Genomic DNA, 25,053 nt, shown 5'->3' on the forward strand with positions numbered 1-25,053 from the left:
AATTATTCAAGAGATTTCTTCATTACTCTCATCATCCCAAGTTGCCAGCGCGTGGTCAACCCAATCGAGTAATTCGTCATCATCAATTTCTAATAAATGTTTATCTTGTTGCCAAGACTCCCAACCGTGTTGCAATAATTGTTCAAGTCGATGGGTTTCAATATCTTCATCGGCTCTATCATAAATTGCGTGAAGTATGAAATTCAATCGTTCTGACGCTTCATCAGGGTCATCGTGATTGTCTTCCATATCTTCATAAGTAGATAGTACTACATGGATGTCAACGTTGTATTTCATAACGATTGCTGAGATTCAATAAGTATATCGGCTATTTTACACAACCCAAGCTCATCTTGCTCGTCGAAACGAGAAAATTCTGGGCTATCGATATCTAAAACACCAATTAGTTCACCATTTACCACAAGAGGAATGACGATTTCGGCGTTTGAAGCGGCATCGCAGGCAATGTGGCCAGAAAAGGCGTGAACATCTGCAATACGCTGTACTGTTCGGGTTTCAGCGGCAGTTCCACACACACCTTTCCCCATAGGAATACGAATGCAAGCGGGTTGCCCTTGAAAAGGACCTAACACTAACTGCGCTTCTTTATAAAAATAAAAACCAGCCCAATTTACCTTATCGAGATGGTTAAAAAGTAGTGCACTGATGTTCGCCATGTTGGCAATGACATCGTGCTCACCAGCAACCAGGCTTTTCGCCTGGCTTATTAACTGGGCATATTGTTCTTCTTTCAAACGGTTACCCTGCTATTGAATAATAGTGAAACTAACGTTTATACGCGCTTCTACAGTTTCTTGCCCTGGTAAAGAAACAGACATTTCTTTGGCAAAAGCATCTGCACGCATAACTGGAACGGGCATATTGCCACCAGATTCAGAGATTGCAACTACTTCGCCCACTTCAACGCCTAATTCCTTCGCTAAAAGTGCCGCTCGTGCCTTGGCATCTTTCACCGCTGCGACTAATGCAGTTTGGTATGCGTTGGTTTGCGTTGTGCTTACAAACGAAAATTGTTGAATGCGATCAACACCACGTCCTAGTACGCCATCTAACACTTTATCATAGTTTTCGATATTGGAATCAGTCACTGATATTTCACGACTTAATGTAAATCCTTCCTGCACTCGGCCGTTCGGGCTATTTACATAACGAGGCGTTAAACGAACCTGCATAGATTGAATGTTACTGCGTTCAATGCCCTGCTCTAGCAAAAAGCTCACAACAGCGCGTAAATCGGAAGCAAGTGTAGTGTTAAGCTTACCAACGGTTTCGCCTTGTTCTTCAATAACAAACGTTACTGAGTATGCATTAGGCGTGACTGACATTGCGCCTGTGCCTTGAACGTGAATAAGCTGTTGCTGTTGTTGAGCCATTGTTGATGTACTTAGCATTGCGGCGACAATACCCGTTAATAATACCATCGGTGATAAGCGTTTGCGCGCGGTAATACGTTTTAGAGGCGCCGCTAGTTTATTAATTGCACTCATTCAAAACTCCGTGTTTATTAAAATTAAATCAGGTAAATCATAAGTAACGGTAAGTGAACGTATTATGAACCGCAACTAAATCATTCATAAAACAGGCGAATTAACTAATACGTCAGTTTTGACAAAAGGCGTTAAACTTTTTATTTGTTGGGGTAAATCAGTGGCAGATATAAAAAAGTGGGCTCGCTGGCCCACATTTAATGTTAAGAATACTTAGCTGAAATTTGCATCCTTTTATTTCAGTACTTTTTGTAAGGAAGTGAGGCAGTGATCAATATTGCGAGGTTTACACGCATAGCCCATTAATCCAATGCGCCATACTTTACCTGCAAACTCACCCAAACCAGCACCAATTTCTAAATTGAAATCGTTAAGCAATCTTGAGCGAACTTCAGCGTCATTAACGCCATCTGGAATGTTGACCACATTAAGTTGTGGTAGGCGATATTCGGCATCTACGGCAAGCGAAAGACCTAAGCCCTCTAGTCCAGCTACCAGCTCTTTATGCCCGGTTTGATGACGTTGCCATGCGTTTTCTAAACCTTCTTCTTTCAATATTAATAAGGCTTCGTAAAACGCATACATACTGTTTACAGGCGCGGTATGGTGATAAGCACGCTTAGCCCCTTTCCCCCAATAACCCACAATTAAGTTCATGTCTAAAAACCAGCTCTGTACTTTGGTTTTTCTGTGTTGAATGACATGCACTGCGCGGTCACTGAACGATACTGGTGAAATACCTGGTACGCAGCTTAAGCATTTTTGAGAGCCAGAATAAATGGCATCTATGCCCCACCCATCTATGTCTAGCTCGATACCACCTAAAGAAGTCACCGCATCTACTATGGATAAACAGTCGTATCGCTTAGCAAGTTCACATAAACGTTTTGCATCGTTTCTGACGCCGGTTGAGGTTTCTGCATGTACGAAAGCCAGCACTTTAATATCGGCATCTTTTTTAAGTGCATCTTCTACCGCGTTCAAATCGGTTTGCTTGCCCCAATCGTTTTTGATCACGATGGCCTGACCGCCACATCGCTCAACATTTTCTACCATACGATTGCCGAACACGCCGTTAATACACACCAGTACTTTATCACCGGGCTCAACCAGGTTAACAAAGCAGGCTTCCATTCCGGCGGAACCCGGGGCAGAAATAGGCATTGTTAATGCGTTTTCCGTTTTAAATGCGTATTGAAGCAGCTGTTTGGTGGCATCCATAAGCTCGATAAATAGCGGATCTAGGTGACCAACAGTAGGTCTAGCAATCGCATTAAGAATACGAGGGTTTACATCTGAAGGACCAGGCCCCATTAATGTGCGCTCAGGCGGAAGAAAAGTAGAGTGCGTTTGCATATCAGTCCTTAACAATATTAGTAATAATAGCGTACCTTCATTCTTACAATCTTAGCAGCTAGGTACAACAGCTTGTTGTGAACATAACTGATATGAATGGAAAAACCATGCTTCATAACAAGACAAGCATTGAGCAAGATGTGGATAAGCGGTGTGTATCATGAGGATAAGGGCGTTACAAAAATATCCAAAAACTCCGACCAGTGAGAAACCTATGATTATTCGAAAGTTATTACTGTTTTTATTGGTTCAAAGGTTCTGTAAAATAAATTTCACAATGTTTAGTTTATAAAATGAACAAATATGAACTATAGTTATTGTCCGTTTGAAAGAATTTGCATGTACTTCTCCCTTGCAATAGTTAGCGCACGGCTCAGCAATGAGCCATTCCCCTATGCCCAGAACCTATGTTCTGGGCATTTTTTATGAGAAGCGCTTAACGTCCTATGCTGATGAGTAGAATACTGGTTGACAATCATTGCCATAGAAATCGTGCGAATTAGACTTCACAAAGATGCTTATTGTAATGCTTTGCATTATGCGCATAGTGCGCAGAAGATGCTTGAAGCTTTTCCTCTACGCTGCTATCGAGCTGCTTTACCACTTTTCCTGGTGATCCCACCACTAAGCTGTAGTCTGGAACCTCCATATTTTCGGTAATTAGCGCATTAGCGCCGATAATGCAGTACTTCCCTATTTTCGCACCATTTAATACCACAGCATTAATACCAATTAACGAGTAGTCACCTACGGTACACCCGTGCAACATGACTTTATGGCCCACGGTTACACCTTTACCTAAAGTGAGCGGAATACCGGAATCAGTATGAAGAACACTACCGTCTTGTACATTAGTAAGCTCTCCTACTGTAATTGCATCCATATCTCCGCGAATAACGACATTGAACCAAACACTACTATGTGGTTTTAATATTACGTTACCGATAACATGCGCGCCGGGAGCTATATAACTGGTGCTATCACACTCAGGTGTCAACGTATCAAGGGAATATCGCATAATCGTTCCTTGTTCATGATTTAAAAAAGTGGGCTTAAAACAAAATGGTATTAGTCGACATCTACCTGCCGCATCAAACCTTCTTGGGTTGCCGAGGCCACCAACTCACCTTGTTGAGTGAAAATTTGGCCTCTAACCAACCCTCTTGCTCCGCCACTAAACGGACTTTCCATTACATACAGTAACCATTCATTTAAATTGACGGGGCGGTGAAACCACATGGCATGATCGATAGTCGCAATACGTAGCGATTTGTCGGTGACTGAAATACCGTGTGGTTGTAATGATGTGCTTAAAAAGTGGTAATCAGAAGCATACGCTAGCGCCGCTTGTTGCAGAGTAATTTCAGGCGCAAGTTCATCCCTCGCCTTCATCCAAATATAACGTTTTGCTGGGTGGCGGGTTGATTGATAGGAATTCGCCGCGCCAATAGTGCGGATATCTACCGGGCGGTGATAACTTAAAGCTTCTCGCATAGGGCGTGCAATTTTGTCGAAGTTCTTTTCATAAAACTCGATATCAGATTGCACTTCTTCCGGCGGCGGCACATCAGGCATATCAGCTTGTTGGTGATGCATTCCTTTTTCGGGTACTTGAAACGATGCCGTCATGTAAAAGATGTTTCGGCCATCTTGTATTGCTTTTACTCTTCTTGCAGAAAAGCTCCGACCATCTCGAACCACTTCCACATCGTAGACTACCGGTTTTTTTGCATCGCCGGGAAGCAAAAAGTAAGTATGAAACGAATGCGCTACGCGGTCTTTGTCTACCGTTTCATAGGCGGCAGCCAACGCTTGCCCCAGAACTTGCCCGCCAAATAAGGCGCGAAAGCCTAAATCCCAACTTTGTCCGCGATACAAACCCGCTTCAACAGTCTCTAATTCAAATAACGAAGATAATTTAACCTCAGGCATGCTTTTCTTTCTCTTGTTGCTCAGCGTTCGGGTTTCTTGGGTAGTATTTTTCGGGTAAATACGCCCTATGCTCAAAAAATCGCGTGTCTTTATAGGGTAACTTCATAAAGCCTGAAATGCCTAGCCCTTTTATTGACGGCACATGTTCCACTAACTTGGCTAATAATTCCGAAAACCTATCTTGCTCTTGATGATTGAGCAATGTGTAATAGCTGTGAATTTTTAAATGCGTACTTAATGATTCAAATATAATACAGCCAGTGTGATGAATCGTATTAAGCTCTTTGATGATAGTAATGATGGGGTCTGGCAATTTCAAAAGCTCATCTGGGTCGTCACCGTCCTCAAAATAAGAATGGGTTCTAGATTCATCTTGTGCCACCGACGCACGGGAAAGTTCAAACGGTATTACGCATTCAGATGTTGGTACAAACGCGTCGTTTTCACTTTCTCGTTCAATATGCAGCGTATTTTTAGCGTTGAACATGCAGCATTTAAACACCCCTGGCTTATGAATAGCGCGAGCAAGGTTAATCACGTTATTAACCGCCAATTCGAAGGCGGTTTTTAATGCTGCATCGTGCAAATTTAAACTGGAGTCTACATAAACGCCGTTAGGCTCCCAGCGAATCGCCATACCTCCTACAACGGGATATCGGCCAAGGCGACTAATTGCCGAAACAAAGGCTTTTTCGGTATCGCCCATGCCTTGCAAAAAATTTTTGTAATAACGGTCGAACTGGGCATCATCGATATATCGTAGTGAAGCATCATCTAATGCAGATTGCTGACGCAAATAGGATTTCCGAGAGCTGTATACAACGGTTTCAATGTCATCTTTCGAGGGAGTGATCCACGTGGGAATGCTGGGTACATACTCTGGTACTGTGTCTTCAGAAAACACCATATGTTTTAGCACGTGCAAGTTATTGAAGAAGTAATCTCCCCCTTGGTGCCTTTTCTTTGGATCATCACTGAGCATATATTCTAATATGCTCGCTAACATTTTTGGCAGCCCTAACGACGAAGGGCGAATAACCTGATGACCATACCGACAAGATTGACCCGATGCTAAAGCGTACAGCGTGCTCGCCATACCTTGTTCATCAAAACGTGGTGACGATAGCGCCCCGTTTAGTTGGTCTTCTCCAATAAAATAAACATCACCTAGTCGGGAGTTGGTTTGGTGAAGCTCACTAGACATCAAATCCATCACATTATTACTGGTGTACTGACCATTTTCATCCACTTGCGCAAACACAGATGAGCCCCAATCAATAAGCCCAATACACTCTTTAGATTCATTCCATACCAAGTTAGAAGGTTTAATGTCGCCATGCACGATGGGTTTGGCGTTGCCATTTTGTGTATGCTTTCGAAAGTAGCGCAGCAAATCACCCAGTTGTACGGCTATTTTAACTATGATCCTTGGGGGAAGTGGCCCGCGAGCTAAGCTAACTTTTTCAAGATCGTCGCCAGGAGCACGCCCCATCACCAATATAGATTGTTTACCTATTTGTTGATATTCAATCAATGCAGGCACATACGGATGTGAGACTTGAGATAACATGAAGGCTTCTTCTTCAAGCCGTTCTTGTACATGTTGAGGAAGATTTATTCTAGAAAACTTAAAGACATGTTCCTGAGCCTTCGAGTTTTGAGTTGAACCCGAATCAGGATTTGGGTTTTGATTTAGATTAGGCGCGGTACCTGCAAATGCAAACCCAAACGCCCCTTTTCCCAATAGGGAGATATTGCGATAACCTAAACTAGCCAATTGGTCGATGCACAGTGCTACCCAATCCTTGAGTTTTTTTGCATCAGCATGTGAGAGCAGATAAATAGACTGCTCATCGGGTATATAAAAATGCGTTAACCCTTTTACCTGAGACATGCCAATTGCTTACCTCTCTTCTTGTTTACACTTATGTGCTTAGAAACACTTTTTAGCTTTTTGTTTATATCTTCTAGCTAAAGGTATTAATCTTCGGTAGTTAACCATGTCAACGTATAGGCGGCATTGCTTCCTAACAGCGGCGTAATCTCATCAAGGGCTTCACGCATATTGACATCAAGTTGCCAAGGTGGATTGATGACACATAAGCCAGAACCATACATGCCCGCATCGGCGGTATTTTCTTCAACGGTAAGTTCAATAGTGAAACAAGGCTTACCCAGTGCCGATAACGACTGGCACATCTGCTGGCTAGCCCCACTTTTAGCCCCTGCTCGCGCTGATAGTAACGGATACCACACTACCATTTGTGCTTGCTGCCAACGTGCTAATACTTTTTTCACAGCGCTAATGACATCTTGATATTCAGAAACCTTCTCGTAAGGCGGATCGATTAATACCGCGCCACGATTAGGAGATGGTGGCGTGAGTGCAATTAAGCCTTCATACCCATCCCTGTGATGGACATGGCTTTGGCTATCGCCAATTTGCCACATGGCATCATCTAGTTTTTCGTGTTCAGCAGGATGTAACTCCATAAGGTGCAGCACATCGATATCACGTTTAAGTTTGGCGCTAATAGCCGGTGAACCTGGGTAACATCTATCACTTAAAAACGCGTTACATAGCGACAAATAGGATTGCAACAAAGGCGAATTTGCCGATATGTTTGCCAGTTTGTCTACACCAGACTCATACTCTTTATTTTTAGATGCTAAGGCATCATCGAGTTGATAAAGCCCAGCCCCACTATGCGTATCATAAAGGGTGAAAGGCTTATTTTTTTTCTTTAGATGGCTTATTACGCCCATCCAACAAAGGTGTTTAATAACGTCGGCGTGGTTGCCGGCATGAAATGCATGTTGATAGCTAAGCACGATATACCATAAGTTGACGCGCATACTGCGCAGGAAAATGTAGTTTAGTAGCTAATAATAACGCTTGGGTTAACATCCACACAAGCCCGACAGCCCGTTCCCTGTTAAATAAATGCCCTATAAATAAGCTCTCCGTGAATAAGAACTATTAAAAGTGCCCAGTGAATAAAACACGGTAATTAGCAAAATTTCTATTTATGAACATATTTTACCGTACTTATATTTACGTACTGCCTTTCATCAGGCTGTGGGCCTGCGGCCCACATAAAAACCTATCACTATTTCAAATGCATTAGCATGGTTTCTGGCGCTTCAATGAAGCCAGACCACAGATTATTGAAGCGAACCATAGTGGCCCCATCAATAATGCGGTGGTCGCCAGACCAATTCACCATCATAATGTTATGTGCTTCAACACTTCCGTCAGCGGCGAAGCGAGGAAGCTTTTGTGTCTTACCTAGCGCGACAATAGCAGCTTCAGGCTTATTAATAACCGGTGTAGCCGTAATACCACCAATAGCGCCAATATTTGAAATGCTGATAGTGCCACCTTTAAGTGCATCCCCGCTTAATTTACCTTCGCGAGCTTGCTCGATAGTGGTATGCATTTGCTGGGCTATGTCGAACAATGACAGATGTTCTACGCCTTTAATGTTGGGCACCAAAAGGCCAATTTTAGCGTCAACGGCAAAACCGATATTATGATGATTAAAATAAGTAAGCTCAGTGCCGTCTTCGTTTAATTGGCTGTTAATGATTGGAAACTCATTTAACGCCAACGACAATGCTTTTACAAAAAATGGCATAAAGCTGAGCTTCACGCCTTTTGCTTCAAACATGGGCTTCAGAGACTGTCGCAAGGCAATTAGCTTGTCCATTCTAACTTCATCGCTCACCGTAAAATGAGGAATGGTATTTACCGATGCTACCATTTGTTTTGCCATAGCCGCACGAATGCCTCGCACTTTTTCGGTATAGCTTGATTCGCTCGCTGCGTTATTCATTTCAGAGCGCAACACATTATTTGCCTTACCTATGGCATTAGATGTTGTGGAACTTTCAATACTATTTGTGCTTAGGCTGGTCGCGCTAACGTTGCTGACATCATGTTTTAAAATACGTCCTTTTTTACCTGTGCCAGCAACGGCAAGTAAATCAATCTCGTGCTCTCTGGCAATGCGACGTACTGCAGGGCTTGCCAGAACCTTTCCAGGGATAGAAATAGGAGGCTCAAAATCCCCATCTTTCCATTTTTCATTAATGGCTGCGTTCGGTTGCCCATTTGCACTACTTTTTAAAGGCGTTGCGGTATGGTGTGAATTATCGTTTACCTTTTCTGCATTTCCTTCTTGTTCATCTGTAGCATCATCCGTTGCGTCATCGGCGCTGTTTTGATGGCCTTCACTAGCGTTTTCATCAGTATCAAGTGCAAATAGTGGGCTATGCACTTCTGCAATATCACCTTGTTTATAATAAAGCTTATGTACCGTGCCTGAATGCTTAGCAGGAATTTCTACCACAGCCTTATCTGTCATCACTTCAACCACACTTTGGTCTTCAGCAATAACATCCCCTTCTTTAACGTTCCACTTGACGATTTCACACTCAACAATACCTTCGCCAATATCAGGTAAAATAAAATCTATATTCATATTATTGGCTCCCTTTTAATAATGTAACGAGCGCTTGATCGCTTCGTAGGTTTTAGTTTCATCAGGCATATATTCAGTTTCATGGGCAAGTGGATAAGGTGTATCTAAACCACAAACACGAGTAATAGGCGCTTCTAGATACAAAAAGCATTTTTCTTGGATAGTGGCGGCAATTTCGCTCGCGAAGCCGCCAGTGAGCGGCGCTTCATGATTTATAAGAAGTCGACCGGTTTTCATCACAGAATTGATTACCGCTTCGGCATCCCACGGTAAGATTGAGCGCAAATCGATAATTTCACACGACACGCCATCATCTAGCGCCATTTCAGCTGCTTTCTGCAAAATCTCAATTTGTGCCCCCCACCCTAATAGGGTGATATCTGTGCCCTCTTGTACTAAATCGGCTTTACCGAGAGGCAGTTCATAATCTTCTTCAGGTACATCGGCAATAGACGCGCGATATAAACGTTTTGGCTCAAGAAACAGCACCGGGTTTTTATCACGAATAGACGCTAGAAGCAGACCTTTAGCCTGATATGGATCTCGTGGAATAATCACTTTTAAACCTGCGCAGTGGGCGAAAAATGCCTCTGGCGATTGGCTGTGATAATGACCACCCGATATTCCACCACCATAAGGCGTGCGAATGGTAAGTCCACCCACATCAAATTGCCCGCCTGAACGGTAACGCCACTTAGCTGTTTCGTTTACAATTTGATCAAAGGCGGGAAAGATGTAATCTCCGAACTGAATTTCAGCAACTGGGTAAGCGCCTTGTGATGCAAGGCCGTTTGCGAATCCAATAATGCCCTGTTCGGTAAGCGGCGTATTAAAACACCTGCCTTTGCCAAATTTCTCTTGCAGATGACTGGTAGCTCTAAAGACACCACCAAAATGGCCCACGTCTTCACCAAACACCATTACTTTTTCTTCGGCTGTCATGGCAGTAATCAGCGCGTTATTAATTGCCTGTAGTAAGTTCATTTTAGCCATTAGCGAACACTCCCAGACGTTTTAGGATATTTTTTAGGGTACTGTTTAATATGAGCTTTTAGCGAAGTAAGCTGATCTTGTAAATGCCAAGGCACACTGTCATAAACATCTTCAACTATTTCCTCTATGCCGCAAATAGGTATGGTTTCACTGACTTTCAATGCCGCAAGTACGTCTTGACGCGCTTGATCTACCTTGGCTTTGTTTTGCTTTTCATCAAACCAACCTTTATGAGTAAGCCAATTTGCCATTCGGGCGATTGGATCTTTTGCACGCCATTTATCTTCTTCATCTCTAGAACGATAGCCCGTAGGATCATCAGAAGTGGAGTGAGCGGCAAGTCGGTAGGTCATGGCTTCAATTAATACTGGGCACATTTCAGCTAACGCTATACGGCGTGCTTCCTGCGTCGCAGCGAATACCGCTAAGGGGTCATTACCATCTACACGAATCGTTTTTACCCCATAGCCAATTCCTCGTGATGCAATGCCATCACCAGCAAACTGTTCCTCTGAAGGCGTTGAAATGGCATACCCATTGTTACGACAGAAAAAGATAACCGGGCAATTGAGTACTGCGGCCATATTTACGCCCGCATGGAAATCCCCTTCCGAGGCTGCGCCTTCGCCAAAGTAACAAATAGTGATGGCTTCGTTGCCTGCCATTTTCTGCCCATAGGCATAACCTGATGCTTGTGGTATTTGGGTACCTAAGGGAGAAGATATGGTCATAAAATTAAGCGCTTTATCACCATAATGGATAGGCATCTGCCTACCTTTATTAGGGTCGGCTTTGTTGCTGAACATTTGATTCATGAATTGATCAGTTGTATAGCCTCTAAAGGCAAGCGCCCCCTGTTCACGGTATTGACTCATGATCATGTCGTTGGGTGATAATGCTGCAGCGCTAGCAACGGCTGCGGCTTCTTCCCCAGTACTTGCTAAATAAAAACTAATTCTACCTTGGCGCTGCGCCGCCACCATTCTCTCATCAAGTATTCTGATGTATTCCATGGTGTCGTGAATTTTTAACGCCAGTGTTTTATCAAGCTCTGGAAGTTGTGCACTTTCATGCTCACTTCCATCTGGTTTTAGCAATTGCAGCATGGGAATATCAATTAACCCATTACCGATAACTTCAACCCTGTTTGTTGTTTTAATTTTTCCGAGATGATTTCTATCTTCCACAATAATCTCCCTGCAATTTGAAGGATTCGAAAGCGAGATTGCTATGTTCACTATGCTAGTAGAAGAATGTTGGTGGCGTTGTGCTATTTCAGTAGCGCTTTATCGACTAAATATGATGAAAATTCTCAATATCTAATTTTACTAGTACTAATATCCTAATAATCGCCATGCATGTTAAATCAATGCTAATAAAAGGATAAAAAGAAGGTATTCGTTTGTAAATTATGGTGTAAAGGTCTTAGATAGAAGACAGGGTTTTATTACTGAATTGGCTGCTGTATAGCCGATTTCCTCCCCTTTTTTTTAACTAATATCAAATTAAAAAGTATGACCAAATGTAACAACATGTGTAATTCACATTAATGTTTAATATTCATTACAAAGTGAAAAAAATTGTGCTAGAAATATTATTGTCATTGCTATGACAAAGAAAATTGGATCAACAAAGCCAATAAAAATAAAAAATTTCATCCATCCAGGGAAAATCCCAAAAACAGGCCGACGGAGGTTACCTGTGAATAATAAAGTGACGTTAGCTGTATCTGCTGCACTAATGTCGATGTCAATGCATTCAGCTGCAGAGCTATCATCTGCAAACGAATCGTTTTCTGTAACTGCTGATCAACTCAAAGCAGTTAAAGCGACATCGATAAATAAGTACAAGAACACTAAATCAGTTTCCACACCAAAAACACTCTACACCGCTGAGAAAGGACTCGAAAATAAAGATTACATTTACTTTGTACATCTTTCTGACGATGCAGTTGCGAGCTACGATGGTGGTGTTGAAGGTTTAGAAGCTACTAACCCCCAACTTAAGAAACAAGTTTCTGTAACACGATCTAAATCGTCTGCTAGCAAACGCTTAGACGCCTCGCTTCCAGAAGTAAAGGCATATGCTTCTTACCTAGAGAAGAAACAAGCAGAAGTTATTGCTAAAGCTGAGTCTACTGTAGGTTCTTTAGAGACAATAGCAGAATATAAATATGCACTGAATGCAATTGCGATAAAAGTATCACCCGCTGAGGCAGAAGCCATCGCTCGCTTGCCTGGCGTTAAGAATGTTGAACGTGATGAAGTGTATCAACTTGATACTGACACGGGCCCTATCTTAATTGGCGCACCTGCAGTATGGGACGGCACGGCTAACGAAAGTGGTGTAGGTCGACAGGGTGAAGGCGTTGTTGTTGCGGTACTTGATACAGGTATCAACAGTGACCACCCTTCTTTCGCTGACGTAGGTGGTGATGGTTACGATCACACAAACCCCCTTGGCGCCGATGTTTACTTAGGTGAATGTGCAGTTGAAGCTGAAGTTCGTTGTAACGATAAGCTAATTGGTATTTATAGCTACCCGTCTATCTCTGACGTATACGCAGATGACACTATCTTCCCTCAAGACGGCACTATGCGTTTTGGTGAAGATTACAACGGTCACGGTTCACATACTGCGAGTACTGCCGCCGGTAACGTTCTTGTGGATGTCGGTGAAGTTACCGCTGAATTTGATGTGAATGCCAGTGATGGTATTGCGACTGGTTTCACCTTTGGTCAAATTTCAGGTGTAGCCCCTCACTCAAACATTATTTCTTATCAAGTATGTCAACCTGGTAACACTGGTGATACCTATGCAGGTTGTACTGGTGCGGCTATGGCTGCAGCGGTAGACGATGCGGTTGAATCAGGTATTGTTGATGTAATCAACTTCTCAATTTCAGGTGGTGGCTACCCTTGGAGTGGTTCGCTTAACGCAGCATGGTTGAATGCACGCAACGCGGGCATTTTTATTGCTCAATCTGCGGGCAATAGCGGTCCTGATCCAGAAACAACTGAGAAACACGCTCCGTGGATTACCGTTGTTGGTGCTTCTACGCACGGTCGAAGTGTAGAGTATGATAAAGAAATCTCTTTCACTGGTGGTGCAACTGAGTTAGGTGCTATCGCTGGTAAGAGTAACTCTGGCGCGATATCGGGTACAATTGTTTATGCAGGTGATTACACCAATGCAAACGATCCTGATGGCGATCCAGCTCAGTGTTTAGAGCCTTTCCCTGAAGATACGTTCGCGGGTGAAATTGTTGTTTGTGACCGTGGTGCTATTGCTCGTGTAGCTAAAGCATCTAACGTTGCAAGTGGTGGCGCTGCGGGTTTTGTTCTAGCAAACCTTGCAGATGGCGCAACATCAGTTAATAACGATGCGTATGTTATCCCGGGTATCCATGTTGATGCCTCAAACGGTGATATGCTGCGTTCATGGTTGGCAGAAGGTGAAGGCCATACTGCGTCAATCACTGCATCTGAAGGCATATTAACAGTGGACGACGACGCGGCTGATGTTATGGCTGACTTCTCTTCACGTGGTCCTAATACATCAATCAGCACACTAACACCGTCGGTAACTGCGCCGGGCGTTAGCATTTACGCTGCTTATTCTGATGAACAATACGGTCAGGATTCTACAGGTTCTGCACCAGCTGATTATGCCTACCTTCAAGGTACTTCTATGTCAGGCCCTCATGTTGCTGGCGCTGCTGCACTAGTACGTCATGAGAAACCATCGTGGACACCAGATCAAGTACGTTCTGCTCTTATGATGACGGCTACCACCGATGTTCTTAAAGAAGACGGCGAAACCGCAGCAGATTGGTTTGATATGGGTGCAGGTCGTATTGAAGTAGACCTAGCGGTTCAATCTGGCTTAGTTATGGATGAAACAGACGCAAATTACGCTTCTGCTGACCCTGCACTAGGTGGTGAGCCTCGTACACTTAACTTACCTTCTGTTACCGACGACAACTGTGTAGGTTCTTGCACATGGACTCGTACCGTAACGGCAACTAAAGACGGCTCTTGGTCTGTAGACGGTGTCGGAATTTCTGATGGTATAGAAATTACTGTTACACCTGCTACCTTTGACTTAACTGCTGGACAATCTCAAGAGTTAACGATTGAGATTGACGCATTCCGCGCAGAAAGTGATGTTTGGTCATTTGGTCAAATCAACTTAGTTTCTGGCTCGTCGCCAGATTTACACCTTCCTGTTTCAATTGTTGCATCTAACGGTAACTTACCTGATGAAATCGACTTTGAAGCACATCGTAATCAAGACTCGTACTTGCTTGAAGATGTAATGGCAGTTGAGATTACTGACCTTCAAGTGACGTCTTACGGCCTAACCAAAGCAACGAAAGTTGAAGGTATGGTTGCACAAGACTCAGACAACAGCGACTACCTAGATGACTTAGAAGATGGCTTGCATATTACACAAATCGAAGTACCTGAAGGTACCCTTCGTTTAGTAGCTGCAACTATGGATACGACGTCGCCAGATCTAGATTTACGCGTTGTGTTTGATGCAAATGCCGACGGTATACCTCAAGAAGATGAAGAAGTAGGTATTAGCGCAACGGCTTCATCTGAAGAGTACGTAAGCGTTGAAATGCCTGCAGCGGGTAGCTACTGGGTTATTGTACAAAACTGGGCCGCATCGTCTGATGAAGAAGGTTTTGAAGATAGCTTTGTATTAGCACATGCCATGGTTGATAACCAGGCAGGTGAAGGGTTAACTATTGACGCTCCTTCAGCTATTCCTCAGCTAACCGAGTTCGACGTACGCTTTACATGGGATTTAACCGACGCGGTTGAAGGCGATATCTACGTTGGTGCTGTTTCAATGGGTACTGATGCTGATAACGTTGATAACCTTGGCGTTATTCCTGTTGATATTGTTCGTGCTGAAGATGATGTTTATGTCACTGCGGAATCTGAAGAGCGCGTTCTACCGGGTGAAGAAGCAACTTTCTATGTAAACGTACTTCCAAACTTTACAACGGAAGACCGCGACTATGAAATTTCACTAACGCTGCCTGATAACGTTACGTTAGTTGAAGGTTCATTGTCTCATGATGGTGTCGCTACTGAAAATACGCTTTCTTGGTCTATTACCCAAGAATCGCTGCTTGGTGCTACTCCATCTTATGAAATTACCACTAATGCCACTGACGCATTCTGTGCTAACCCTGACTTTGGCCAAGGCGGTGGATATATCGACCTAGCCGCTTTTGGTGTTGGTATGGATGATACATTGGATGGGGACACAGTAGACGGAACTTATTCACTTCCTGCTTACTTCCTTGGTTCCATGTACAGCGCCGTGACGGTAACTGATGATGGTTTTGTAACATTAGGTACTGCTATCTCGTCGCCTTGGGTTAACCAAGACCTTCCAGATGTTGCAGATCCAAATGGTGTCATTGCTCCGCTATGGCGCGATCAAGAATTTGACGTTGCTAATGGCACAGGTGTTTCTGTCGCTTCTGCAGGCGCTGCGTATACCATCATTGAATGGGATAACATGAGATTCTGGGGTCTTAGCGAAGATTTTGCTGATATTGCAGATTACCAAATTGTTTTCTTCAATGAGCCAACTGAAGGTCAGCCAAACATCGTATTCTCATACGATAACGTGACACATGACCTTGGTAGTATCTTGCCTGTGACCATTGGTTACGAAGATATTGATGGCGCTACGGGTCAAGCACCTTACTACACGCCTTACAGTCAAGACTTCTTTGACGCGAATTTTGATGCTGAAATTGTATCTGGTACGCAAATCTGTATGTATCTTGATGACGTTGATAGCAGCCCTACTCAGTTAGCTTACACCGTTATGGTAAATGCTGATGACGAAGGTGGTGCGATTCAAATGATGGCGATGTCAGAAGTGACTAACATCCCTGGTGCAGCATCTGCAGTATCTGAAACTTATGAAGGTTTACAAGTTGAAGGTCCTCCAGCTGTAACTATCGACGGCATGACAGTGGCCACACTGGAAATTGTTGAATTAATGGAGTTGAACTTACCAGGTCTAGTAGAAGAGCCTAACGGCGATGCTGTTGACATTACTTGGAAGCAAGTTGAAGGGCCAGCGGCTATTATTGCAGGTGCAGGTATACAAGAAGCTATCCTAGTTGCTCCAGAAGTAACTGAAGATACGCTAATTGTACTTGAGCTTACTGCTACTGATAGTAACGGTAACACTTCAATGGCAACAGCTAATGTAACGGTGAAAGATAACTTACCACCTGTTATCAACATCTCTGCTCCGTTTACTGTTGAAGAAGGTGAGTCAATCACTGTTTCTGCTACAGCAACAGATCCAGAAGGTGATGACGTTACATTCACCATCAATGACATCCCAGGCTCAAGTCTAACGACTACAGCGCCTAAAACGAATAGCACTACTACTGTTCAGTTTGAAGTGGTTGCATTTGATGGTTTAAATACAACAACAGAAACAGTAACCGTCAGTGTTACTGATAAGAGCGGTGGTTCAATGGGTTGGTTAACATTGCTACTTGTTCCAGTTATGTATTTACGTAGACGTAAAATGAAATAAGCGATATCACCTAGATATTACTTAAACGCAAAAGGCCGCTGTTAAGCGGCCTTTTTTATACCTGAAACTTTAATAATTATTGGTAGTTAACGTTACATCTATACCAACTACACCCTTTCATTATTCATCATCCGATAATCTCGATAATGTATTGTCTAGACGTTTGTTGGGTTGAACCCCCATCTCTCTAAATTTCTCGACTTGTCGCACTAAATTTCCACGCCCACTTGAAAGCTTATTCATTGCCGCTTCATAGCTGCCATGCGCGGTGTCTAGTGCTTTACCAATCTTTTCAATATCAGAAACAAAGCCTACAAATTTGTCGTAAAGCTTTCCTGCTTGCTCTGCAATGAGCTGTGCGTTTTGATTCTGGTACTCGTATTGCCAAATGTTATTAATGGTTCTAAGTGCCACAAGCAAATTTGTGGGGCTAACTAACATAATATTATGATTAAGCGCGAGTGAAACAAGATCAGGCTCTTCTTCGATGGCTAACAAGAACGCAGGTTCGATAGGAATGAACAGTAACACATAATCCAGCGTGCGAAGCCCTTTAAGGGACTGATATTCTTTGGCACCTAACCCTTTAATATGCCCTTTTATCGAGGCGACGTGTGCACTTAGATACTGTTTGCGGCTAGTATCATCATCACAGTTAAAGTATTGCTCATAGGCCGCTAAACTTACTTTAGAATCGATAATCACGTCTTTGTCGTTAGGTAGGTGCACGACTACATCAGGTTGCAATCGCCTACCCTGTTCAGATTGTGCCGACACTTGGGTTTCAAATTCATGCCCTTCTCGAAGCCCAGATTCTTTGAGTATGCGCTCTAGAATAACTTCGCCCCAATTGCCTTGTTTTTTGTTATCGCCTTTAAGGGCATTGGTTAACGCTGATGCCTCTTCGGTTATGCGCTGGTTTAACGCTTTTAGACTTAAAATTTCCGTTTTTAGCGACGCGCGTTCTTGCCCCTCACGAATATGTTGCTCGGAAATTTGTTGCTTAAACCCATCTAATTGTGATTTGAACGGAGCCAATACCGCTTCAATATTATGCTTACTTTGACTTTGATAGGTTGCACTTTTCTCATCAAAGATTTTGTTTGCTAAGTTTTCAAACTGGATTTGTAAGCGTTGTTCCGACGAATGCATTAACGCAAGCTTTTCTTCATGATTCTGCATAAGCGCATCAAGCCTAGCCTTTTGCGCCTCGTGTTGCGCCTGCAACTTACTGTACTCTTTTTGCAGCACGCCTGATGCTTCACTAAGTTGGTGTTTCTCAGCTAAAACCTGTTCATACTGACGTGACTTTTCAACCAGCATGCCCATACGTTCTTGGGTTTCATTGTAGCTCTGCTGCTGCGCGAGTAACGCATCACTTTTCTCTGCCACTTGTAAGCGAGCCTGACTCAACGTCCTGCGGGTCGCTAATAGCAAGATAAGAAAAATTAACGCCAATAGTAAAAGGCCAGCATTCAAATATTGGGGGGGCAAATCAGATAAGGAATACATATTAAATACACGCACTGTTAATTTATACAGCACTATAAACAAAAACAGGTGCCATTGGCACCTGTTTTAATCACAAAGGCATGATTACTTAGATAATGCGTTATCTAAATCTTCAATTTTTGCTTTCCAAATAGCCGGTCCAGTTTCGTGGGCGTTAGCACCCGTGCTGTCTACCGCTACAGTAACTGGCATGTCTTCAACGTCAAATTCGTAAATGGCTTCCATCCCTAAATCTTCAAACGCCACTACACGTGACTTCTTGATAGCTTTAGAAACCAAATACGCCGCACCACCTACAGCCATTAAATAAACTGACTGATGCTTCGCAATAGATTTCACCGTTGCAGGGCCACGCTCTGCTTTACCTATCATACCGATAAGGCCTGTTTTCTCTAACATCATGTCAGTGAATTTATCCATACGGGTGGCAGTAGTTGGACCGGCTGGGCCTACTACTTCATCGCCAACCGCATCAACAGGGCCTACGTAATAAATAAAGCGGTTGGTTAGATCTACGCCTTCGGGCAAACCTTCACCGTTATCTAGCATGGTTTGAATACGCTTGTGCGCCGCATCACGGCCAGTCAACATTTTTCCAGAAAGTAGTACAGTTTCACCCACTTTCCAGTCTTGAATGTCTTCTTTGGTCACATCATTAAGGTTAACGCGACGGGTGTTTTCACCCACTTCCCACGTTACCTCTGGCCAATCTTCTAATTTAGGCGGCGTAAGTTCAGCAGGACCTGAGCCATCTAAATGAAAATGTGCATGCCGGGTTGCTGCACAGTTAGGGATCATTGCCACAGGCTTAGATGCCGCATGGGTAGGCAATGACATTATTTTAACGTCTACTACGGTCGTTAAACCACCTAGGCCTTGTGCACCAATACCCAATTGATTCACGCGCTCGAAAATTTCAACACGTAGCTTTTCATCTGTGGTTTCTGGCCCACGAGCAATCAGCTCTTGAATATCAACCGGATCCATTAAGCTTTCTTTAGCGAGTACAGCCGCTTTTTCTGCTGTACCACCAATGCCTATGCCTAACATTCCAGGTGGACACCAGCCAGCGCCCATGGTTGGCAACGTTTTCACTACCCAGTCAGCAATATTATCGCTAGGGTTTAACATTACCATTTTAGATTTGTTTTCTGAGCCACCACCTTTTGCCGCAATCATCACCTCAACTTTTTCACCTGGCACCATATCAATGTGAACAACTGACGGTGTGTTGTCTTTGGTGTTGGTTCGTGCGCCCGCGGGGTCGGCAACGATAGAAGCGCGTAATGGATTATCTGGGTTTAGATAAGCACGGCGTGTACCTTCATCAACCATCTGTTGAACAGTCATGTCGGTTTTATCCCATGTCACACCCATACCTACTTTAACAAAGCAGGTAACAATACCGGTGTCTTGACATAAAGGACGCTTGCCTTCAGCTGACATTCTAGAGTTGATAAGGATTTGTGCCATCGCATCTTTAGCTGCTTGGCTTTCTTCTCTGTTATACGCTGCTTCTACGGCTTTAACGTAGTCGAGCGGGTGATAGTAAGAGATAAACTGTAGGGAATCTTCAATGCTATCAATGAAGTCCTGTTGGCGGATAACGGTCATGACATCCTCTTTTTTTATTTTGCTTTCGTGGTCTTAGCCTGCTAAAAAAGCGTATACTAGCGCATCTGTTAGCACCGTACCATGTAAAATATGGGTGAGGCTTTGCGATAAAACAAACTTGTACTGTTAAATTTAACACTCTTGACCAACGTTATCTGTTTGATGTCGTGCTAATACTGTTAAATTAACCATTCAAAGCCAATTTAACGCTGCTTTATTGCCAACAATATTCTTCTTAACCTGATGTATAGAGTTAGTTTTTCATGCCCGTAACATCGCTAGTTACCATTACGCCAATCAGTATATCCCCTTCCCTTATCGATATTTTTGAGCAGGTTGCTCATAAGGCCGGTGCCATTTTGCTTGATACCTGTGGCTCCACTAAAAGTAATGGACGCTACAATGTTATGGTGTGGGAACCCAGTGCTACCGTAACGGCCAAGCATGGCGAAACAGCGCTCGTGCAGTTAGCGGGCGATGACGCATTCACAACCGACCTTCTGCCTTTTGAAGCCGTTACGCACTATCTTCATGGTTCGGTGGCTAACCTTGAGGTAGATGTGGCTAGCGAATCGTTAGCCAAACAACTTCCTTTTATTGTAGGCGTAGCAGGTTTTGCAGGATACGATACAGGGCGTTATTACGAGAAACTTCCAGCAAATGCAGCGCAAACCTATACCACCCCCGATTTTTCCGTAGGACTTTATCTATCTTCATTGATTGAGGATACGGTAACAGGCACCTTATACTTTTGTTCGGCGAAAGGTGAGGTCACACCACCTGACTTTGTCTTTCAACCTAATTTTGCTGCTGATGTTAAAGAGAGTGCTGATGCTGTCTATTTATGCGATGAAAACGAGCATAAAGGCCGTGTCTCTTTAGCCTCCAACAATGATGAGAAAACGCAAGGTGATGATATCGCCAAAATGCCGTTTTCATTAACCAGTGATTGGGGATCTAACCTAACAAAAGAAGCCTATATTGGCTGTATTGAACGAATTCATGACTATTTAAAAGCGGGCGATTGTTATCAAGTGAACATGGCTCAGCGGTTCTCAGCCACATACACTGGCGATTGCTGGCAAGCCTATCGCGCCTTACGTGAAAGTAACCAAGCGCCCTTTTCTGCATTCATTCAATTAAAAAACAGCACTATTTTGAGTATATCTCCCGAACGCTTTATAAGTGTAAAGCAAGGCGTGGTGGAAACTAAACCCATTAAAGGTACTCGGCCACGGTTTAGTGATAAAGCTAAAGATGCACAAAGTGCCCAGTCTTTGCTAACTGCATCGAAAGATCGTGCGGAAAACCTTATGATTGTTGATTTACTGCGAAATGATCTTTCAAAACACTGTAAGCCTCATTCAGTGAAAGTGCCTGAGTTATTTGCACTAGAGAGCTATGAAGCCGTGCATCATTTGGTAAGTACCGTTGTTGGTGAACTTAGCGACGACGCTACCCCATTAGATTTGCTCGCCTCCTCATTTCCTGGTGGTTCTATTACAGGCGCACCTAAAATAAGGGCGATGGAGATTATCGACGAACTGGAAGTGCATAGACGCAATATCTATTGTGGCAGCATTTTTTATATGGGCTTTCGTGAAGATATGGATTCAAGTATTTGTATTCGAACGCTGCTTGCCGAGAATAACCAGCTGCATTGCTGGGCTGGTGGTGGTATTGTTTTAGATTCAGTGGCTAATGACGAGTACAAAGAAACCTTGGATAAAGTGTCTAAAATTCTGCCCGTGCTAACCTCTCACTTTGGAGTGGGCCGTGAACAGAGCTGATTTTCTCCGCCAATTTCATCATTTGCGCCAAACGCACAGAGAGCCTGATTTTCCACTAAAGTCTAGAGGCAGACCAGCGGCGGTATTAATTCCGCTTATGGACTATGGACATGAACTAACGGTGTTACTTACAGAGCGTGCACATCATTTACGCCATCATCCAGGGCAAATTAGTTTCCCTGGTGGCGCGGTGGATGAAGTCGATAATAGCGTTTTCGATGCCGCCCTTCGTGAAGCCCACGAAGAAATAGGCATGCCTTCTGAAAACGTTGAGATTATAGGTGTCTTGCCCAATTACAGGACAGTAAGCGGTTATCAGATAGCCCCGGTTGTGGGTTTTGTGGAGCCTAGTTTTACGCCTGTTATCGACCCTAACGAAGTAGAAAGTGCTTTTGAAGTTCCGTTAGCCCATGTACTGAACCGCAAAAATCATCTTATCCATACCGCTCGCAAAGGTAAGCGTTCATCGCCTATCTACTTTATTCCGTGGAACGAACACATGATTTGGGGCGCTACGGCTGCCATTTTGCGAAACCTGTCTCACCATATTCACCCATAAGCTTGCTTACACTTAAGCTGGCCTGCCTTTGCGAGCTGCCACTTGCTTGCCGTTAAATATTTCTTTACACCACATTAGCAATTCTAATCAATTGATTAGCTTTTCTGTATTGTAGTTAAGCCCGTCTACATGCATGATCTGTTTATTCGAAAATTAGAACGGTGTAGATTTTATGATTAGTGTTTTTGATATGTTTAGCGTGGGTATTGGCCCTTCAAGCTCGCATACCGTTGGCCCCATGCGGGCGGGTGCTGAATTTGCTAAAACACTTGCAACAGACACCGCGTTATTTTCAAAAATCACCACGGTTAGAGTGGAACTATTCGGTTCTTTGGGTCAAACCGGTATTGGCCACGGAACAGGTAAAGCTGTGATCCTTGGGTTATCTGGGGAAATGCCTGAAAGCATTGACGTGAATAAAATAGAGCCTCTACTAGAAGATGTGCGAAGCCAAGAGTCTTTGTATCTAAATGGTGAGAAGCCCATTTTATTTCCAAATAAAAACGCGATTGTCTTTCACCGCCGCAAAACGCTTCCTAAGCATGCAAATGCACTTACCTTTTACGTATACGAAAACGACACTTTACTTTGCGAACAAACGTACTACAGCATTGGTGGCGGCTTCATAGTAAAAGAAGAAGATTTCGATGCCACTAAGGCACACGCTGGAGCCGTTCAAGCGACTGTGCCTTTCCCTTTTAAGTCTGGCGCCGCGTTGTTAGAACAATGCAAGAATAACGGGTTAAGTATTAGCGCCCTTATGCTTAAAAATGAAACCACGTTTCAACCTGCTCACGCCGTAAAACAAAAGCTGTTTGAAATATGGTTAGTGATGAAAGCCTGTGTTCAACGTGGCATCGACAGTGAAGGCATATTGCCAGGTGGTCTCAAAGTGGTGCGCCGTGCACCTGCGCTTTATCGTCGCCTGCAAACGGAGCATACCACCGACCCCATGCAAACCATGGACTGGGTGAACTTATTTGCCTTAGCCGTAAATGAAGAAAATGCCGCAGGGGGAAGAGTGGTTACTGCACCTACCAATGGCGCGGCGGGTATTATTCCAGCGGTTTTACATTATGTAGACAAATTTATTCGTCCAGTGGATGAAGAGGTGGCAAGCCGCTTCTTACTGACCGCAGGAGCGATTGGTATCTTGTACAAAGAAAATGCCTCAATTTCAGGTGCTGAAGTGGGCTGTCAGGGTGAAGTGGGTGTGGCATGTTCTATGGCTGCAGGTGCGCTGGCAGAGATTATGGGCGGTACTGTACCGGCAGTAGAAAATGCCGCTGAAATTGGTATGGAACATAACTTAGGGTTAACTTGCGACCCTGTAGGCGGCTTAGTACAGGTACCTTGTATTGAACGTAATGCAATGGGTGCAATTAAAGCGATAAACGCTTCTCGGTTAGCACTGAGAGGAAGCGGCGAGCACAAGGTATCATTAGATAAAGTCATTAAAACCATGCGTGATACCGGTAACGATATGAAAACCAAGTACAAAGAAACAGCCCGTGGCGGTCTGGCGGTTAATATTATCGAATGCTAGCCGTTAAATTAAATCACTAGACGTGATAAACCTGTAGAGACAAAAAAGGCGATTGGCGGTTTAGTAAGAACCCCGCAAATCGCCTTTTTTATGCCGTTACTTAAGTGCGTACTCAAACAGGCAATTCAAATGACCCGATTGTGAATTAAGCACTAAGCTAACCTGTTTAGATGAGCTTGACTCGTTAGCTTATTTAACGGGTAAGGTAACCCCTTTAAACATCTTTTCTACTTCGTCATTATTTTTTAGCATCATGGCTTTTTCAACTTTATCTTTCGTTAAGTGCGGAGCAAAGCGCTCGATAAAGTCGTACATATAGCTTCGTAAAAAAGACCCTTTTCTAAAGCCAATTTTGGTCGTGCTGTAATCGAACAAATGACTTGCATCAATTTTCACTAAATCGGAATCGAGTTCATCACTAACGGCCATGGAAGCAATAACCCCAATACCCACACCTAATCGAACATAAGTTTTAATAACATCGGCGTCGGTGGCGGTAAAGACAATTTTAGGCGTAAGACCCGCACGCTCAAACGCTTGATCGAGTTCTGAACGGCCGGTAAAACCAAATACATAGGTTACTAAGGGGTATTTGGCGATATCGCTAATATCAATAGAGCCCTTCTTCGACAAAGGGTGGTCTTTATTTACAATCACACTTCGATTCCAGTGATAACAAGGCAACATCACTAAATCATTGTATAAATGCAGAGCTTCAGTAGCGATAGCAAAGTCGGCTTCGCCCTTAGCGGCCAAATCACTGATTTGCGATGGCGTACCTTGGTGCATGTGTAAAGACACCTTCGGATACTTGCTCATAAAACCTTGGATTACATCCGGTAGCGCGTAACGTGCTTGGGTATGCGTAGTAGCAATATTTAGCTTACCTTGGTCTGGTAACGTATGCTCTCTAGCCACCGCTTTAATACTTTCTACTTTCGCCAGAATTTCGCGGGATATATTAATGACATCGTTTCCGGCATCTGTAACATGGGTAAGATGCTTACCGCTACGCCCAAAAATCTGTACACCCAACTCATCCTCTAGCATTCTCACCTGCTTACTAATGCCCGGCTGAGAGGTATATAAACTTTCTGCCGTGGCAGATACATTCAGATTATTGTTAAGTACTTCTACTATGTAACGTAGCTGTTGTAATTTCATGTAAAACATC

18 protein-coding genes are annotated in these 25,053 nt (G+C 43.6%); 4 read left to right on the forward strand and 14 right to left on the reverse strand.

Annotated elements, in window-relative coordinates; genetic code table 11:
• Positions 1-6 precede the first annotated feature (6 nt).
• The 11 genes from KYS23_RS07680 to KYS23_RS07730 all read right to left on the reverse strand — a co-directional run bounded on the left by KYS23_RS07680 (position 7) and on the right by KYS23_RS07730 (position 11,460).
• Positions 7-297: a hypothetical protein gene (locus KYS23_RS07680; RefSeq protein WP_159530267.1), complete on the reverse strand. Its 291-nt coding sequence runs from the start codon at positions 295-297 to the stop codon at positions 7-9.
• Positions 294-755: a GAF domain-containing protein gene (locus tag KYS23_RS07685; protein WP_159530265.1), complete on the reverse strand. Its 462-nt coding sequence runs from the start codon at positions 753-755 to the stop codon at positions 294-296. Before KYS23_RS07685 ends, KYS23_RS07680 begins: the two co-directional genes overlap by 4 nt.
• Positions 756-767: 12 nt before the next feature.
• Entirely contained in the window at positions 768-1,508 is a 741-nt protein-coding gene (locus KYS23_RS07690) for an SIMPL domain-containing protein (RefSeq protein WP_159530263.1), read from the reverse strand.
• Between the two features lie 234 nt (positions 1,509-1,742).
• Entirely contained in the window at positions 1,743-2,864 is a 1,122-nt protein-coding gene (locus KYS23_RS07695) for a pyridoxal-phosphate-dependent aminotransferase family protein (protein ID WP_218418333.1), read from the reverse strand.
• Positions 2,865-3,363: 499 nt separating this feature from the next.
• Positions 3,364-3,882, reverse strand: coding sequence for a gamma carbonic anhydrase family protein (locus KYS23_RS07700; RefSeq protein ID WP_159530261.1), 519 nt, complete (start codon positions 3,880-3,882; stop codon positions 3,364-3,366).
• 50 nt (positions 3,883-3,932) lie between these two features.
• Positions 3,933-4,796 carry an acyl-CoA thioesterase II gene (gene tesB, locus KYS23_RS07705; protein ID WP_159530259.1) on the reverse strand — a complete coding sequence of 288 codons (864 nt, stop codon included), beginning with the start codon at positions 4,794-4,796 and terminating at the stop codon, positions 3,933-3,935.
• Complete coding sequence (locus tag KYS23_RS07710; RefSeq protein ID WP_159530257.1) at positions 4,789-6,690, reverse strand: protein kinase domain-containing protein; 1,902 nt, start codon at positions 6,688-6,690, stop codon at positions 4,789-4,791. The genes tesB and KYS23_RS07710 overlap by 8 nt, the downstream gene beginning before the upstream one ends.
• Positions 6,691-6,776: 86 nt before the next feature.
• Positions 6,777-7,628, reverse strand: coding sequence for a 23S rRNA (adenine(2030)-N(6))-methyltransferase RlmJ (locus KYS23_RS07715; protein WP_218396550.1), 852 nt, complete (start codon positions 7,626-7,628; stop codon positions 6,777-6,779).
• Positions 7,629-7,906: 278 nt separating this feature from the next.
• Positions 7,907-9,280: a 2-oxo acid dehydrogenase subunit E2 gene (locus KYS23_RS07720; RefSeq protein WP_218418334.1), complete on the reverse strand. Its 1,374-nt coding sequence runs from the start codon at positions 9,278-9,280 to the stop codon at positions 7,907-7,909.
• A 15-nt stretch (positions 9,281-9,295) separates the two neighbouring features.
• Positions 9,296-10,273: an alpha-ketoacid dehydrogenase subunit beta gene (locus tag KYS23_RS07725; protein WP_218418335.1), complete on the reverse strand. Its 978-nt coding sequence runs from the start codon at positions 10,271-10,273 to the stop codon at positions 9,296-9,298.
• Positions 10,273-11,460, reverse strand: coding sequence for a thiamine pyrophosphate-dependent dehydrogenase E1 component subunit alpha (locus tag KYS23_RS07730; protein ID WP_159530251.1), 1,188 nt, complete (start codon positions 11,458-11,460; stop codon positions 10,273-10,275). Before KYS23_RS07730 ends, KYS23_RS07725 begins: the two co-directional genes overlap by 1 nt.
• Positions 11,461-11,974: 514 nt before the next feature.
• Here KYS23_RS07730 and KYS23_RS20815 point away from each other — a divergent pair.
• On the forward strand, positions 11,975-16,858 hold the full coding sequence (locus KYS23_RS20815; protein ID WP_159530249.1) for a S8 family serine peptidase: 4,884 nt from the start codon (positions 11,975-11,977) through the stop codon (positions 16,856-16,858).
• A gap of 120 nt (positions 16,859-16,978) precedes the next feature.
• On the opposite strand, the gene rmuC is transcribed toward KYS23_RS20815, so the two are convergent.
• The gene (gene rmuC, locus KYS23_RS07740; RefSeq protein WP_218418336.1) at positions 16,979-18,370 is read right to left on the reverse strand and encodes a DNA recombination protein RmuC; all 1,392 of its coding nucleotides are present in this window, start codon (positions 18,368-18,370) and stop codon (positions 16,979-16,981) included.
• A gap of 84 nt (positions 18,371-18,454) precedes the next feature.
• Positions 18,455-19,984, reverse strand: coding sequence for a fumarate hydratase (locus KYS23_RS07745; protein WP_159530245.1), 1,530 nt, complete (start codon positions 19,982-19,984; stop codon positions 18,455-18,457).
• Positions 19,985-20,247: 263 nt separating this feature from the next.
• Between KYS23_RS07745 and pabB the strand changes: the two genes are divergently transcribed.
• From pabB to KYS23_RS07760, 3 genes are all read left to right on the forward strand, one after another.
• Positions 20,248-21,774 carry an aminodeoxychorismate synthase component I gene (pabB, locus tag KYS23_RS07750; RefSeq protein WP_218396521.1) on the forward strand — a complete coding sequence of 509 codons (1,527 nt, stop codon included), beginning with the start codon at positions 20,248-20,250 and terminating at the stop codon, positions 21,772-21,774.
• A complete protein-coding gene (locus KYS23_RS07755; protein ID WP_159530241.1) occupies positions 21,761-22,333 on the forward strand; it encodes a CoA pyrophosphatase in 573 nt (190 codons plus the stop codon). The genes pabB and KYS23_RS07755 overlap by 14 nt, the downstream gene beginning before the upstream one ends.
• 172 nt (positions 22,334-22,505) lie before the next feature.
• Positions 22,506-23,879 carry an L-serine ammonia-lyase gene (locus KYS23_RS07760; protein WP_159530239.1) on the forward strand — a complete coding sequence of 458 codons (1,374 nt, stop codon included), beginning with the start codon at positions 22,506-22,508 and terminating at the stop codon, positions 23,877-23,879.
• A 189-nt stretch (positions 23,880-24,068) separates the two neighbouring features.
• Here the strand turns inward: KYS23_RS07760 and cysB are convergent, their stop codons facing one another.
• Complete coding sequence (cysB, locus tag KYS23_RS07765; RefSeq protein WP_013784052.1) at positions 24,069-25,043, reverse strand: HTH-type transcriptional regulator CysB; 975 nt, start codon at positions 25,041-25,043, stop codon at positions 24,069-24,071.
• Positions 25,044-25,053 lie beyond the last annotated feature (10 nt).

Origin of the sequence: Alteromonas lipotrueae, from assembly GCF_019249255.1 — a bacterium.
GTDB classification, from domain to species: domain Bacteria; phylum Pseudomonadota; class Gammaproteobacteria; order Enterobacterales; family Alteromonadaceae; genus Alteromonas; species Alteromonas lipotrueae.

What these genes read in the sequence shown, in the direction of transcription:
- KYS23_RS07680 (WP_159530267.1), bottom strand. Translation starts at nt 297, where the DNA reads ATGAAATACAACGTTGACATCCATGTAGTACTATCTACTTATGAAGAT.
- KYS23_RS07690 (WP_159530263.1), bottom strand. Translation starts at nt 1,508, where the DNA reads ATGAGTGCAATTAATAAACTAGCGGCGCCTCTAAAACGTATTACCGCG.
- KYS23_RS07695 (WP_218418333.1), bottom strand. Translation starts at nt 2,864, where the DNA reads ATGCAAACGCACTCTACTTTTCTTCCGCCTGAGCGCACATTAATGGGG.
- KYS23_RS07700 (WP_159530261.1), bottom strand. Translation starts at nt 3,882, where the DNA reads ATGCGATATTCCCTTGATACGTTGACACCTGAGTGTGATAGCACCAGT.
- tesB (WP_159530259.1), bottom strand. Translation starts at nt 4,796, where the DNA reads ATGCCTGAGGTTAAATTATCTTCGTTATTTGAATTAGAGACTGTTGAA.
- KYS23_RS07710 (WP_159530257.1), bottom strand. Translation starts at nt 6,690, where the DNA reads ATGTCTCAGGTAAAAGGGTTAACGCATTTTTATATACCCGATGAGCAG.
- KYS23_RS07720 (WP_218418334.1), bottom strand. Translation starts at nt 9,280, where the DNA reads ATGAATATAGATTTTATTTTACCTGATATTGGCGAAGGTATTGTTGAG.
- KYS23_RS07725 (WP_218418335.1), bottom strand. Translation starts at nt 10,273, where the DNA reads ATGGCTAAAATGAACTTACTACAGGCAATTAATAACGCGCTGATTACT.
- rmuC (WP_218418336.1), bottom strand. Translation starts at nt 18,370, where the DNA reads ATGTATTCCTTATCTGATTTGCCCCCCCAATATTTGAATGCTGGCCTT.
- KYS23_RS07745 (WP_159530245.1), bottom strand. Translation starts at nt 19,984, where the DNA reads ATGACCGTTATCCGCCAACAGGACTTCATTGATAGCATTGAAGATTCC.
- pabB (WP_218396521.1), top strand. Translation starts at nt 20,248, where the DNA reads ATGCCCGTAACATCGCTAGTTACCATTACGCCAATCAGTATATCCCCT.
- KYS23_RS07760 (WP_159530239.1), top strand. Translation starts at nt 22,506, where the DNA reads ATGATTAGTGTTTTTGATATGTTTAGCGTGGGTATTGGCCCTTCAAGC.
- cysB (WP_013784052.1), bottom strand. Translation starts at nt 25,043, where the DNA reads ATGAAATTACAACAGCTACGTTACATAGTAGAAGTACTTAACAATAAT.